The sequence below is a fragment of the Bacillus sp. 05T31 genome, assembly GCF_056396725.1.
Genome location: NZ_JBFTMA010000984.1, coordinates 1 through 1185, shown reverse-complemented (window position 1 = coordinate 1185; position 1185 = coordinate 1). Strand labels below are relative to the sequence as shown.

Below are 1185 nucleotides of genomic sequence, written 5' to 3'. Positions count from 1 at the left end.
CTATTAAACTCTCCATTAAAGAAACCTTTAGAAATTTTCTTTTTTAAATTTGGATGATTACTATTTCCTGTTGGTTGATAAAATTCTAATTTCGTCCACAAATCCTCTACTATATCTTTGTCTGAACATGCTATTTTCTTGCCTTCAATAGCATAATATTCTATGTCATTTTCTGAATACCTAGATTCTTTATTTTTATTACTGAGATATTCAATAACTTCATTAATATCAAAATATACAGGACTATCATAAGTGACATTTAATAAAGGATTATGTTTGATTTTATTACTAATAACAGCTTTTTTAAATTGAGAAATTTGATTATGAGAATTTGCCTCATTAGATTCAATAAAGAAGTCTTCTAATTCTTCTGCATTCATTAACCAGTAAGGAATTTTTAAATTATTTTGTTCAATACTTAAGTATCTATAGTTACCTTCAAAAGCATTTCTATATTCACCATGTATATCAAAAATAATTATATGTGTATTTTTGATATTTATACTTTTACTCTTATTAGCTTCTTGGAGTATTTTAGCGACAGTACATGATTTACCCGAACCTGTAGATCCCACTACAGCTAAATGTTTAGAGAAAAATTTATCTCCATCTACCATAATATCTATACTCTCATTTGCACTATGTTTTGAAAATATAAATGGTTGGTCCTTATTTTCAAAAATAGCTCCTAGTTCTTGTTCAGATAGTAGACTAACAGAAGTTGGGGGTATACTAATGTTCTTTATACCTCTTTTATACTTCAGTGATCCCTCGATTTGTTCCAGCTGACCGATCGGATATGTATCAAGAAAAAAGTTTCCTTCTGGATTTGAACCATGTTGCATCACATCATCCGAATGGACTTCAGCCATTTTAAAACTTTGCACCATAGTTACTATACCCTTATCGTTACCATCTTCAATTTTAAGAAATGAGCCAATTTTCAAATCTGATCCAGTATTTTCAGCCTTCCACTGATTAAAGTTAATAATTTCAATGATGATTTTATTATTTTCAAAACTTCTTACTCTTAATTGATTGTCTTTTTCCATATTAGCCTCCAAATAACTGCATTATTTCATGTTCGCTTAAATTGTTTAGATTAAGTTTATTAATAGTCGAATTGGAATCTATTGATGCTAAATTACTTTCTGAATTATTCATAAGAATATGAAACGGATGGTC

1 protein-coding gene is annotated in these 1185 nt (G+C 28.5%); it reads right to left on the bottom strand.

The annotated features are described in order from the left end of the window. Positions 1–1052: ATP-binding protein (locus tag AC1DJR_RS30530; protein ID WP_477004315.1), on the bottom strand; the 1052-nt coding region annotated here is incomplete at its 3' end. Positions 1053–1185: the final 133 nt, after the last annotated feature.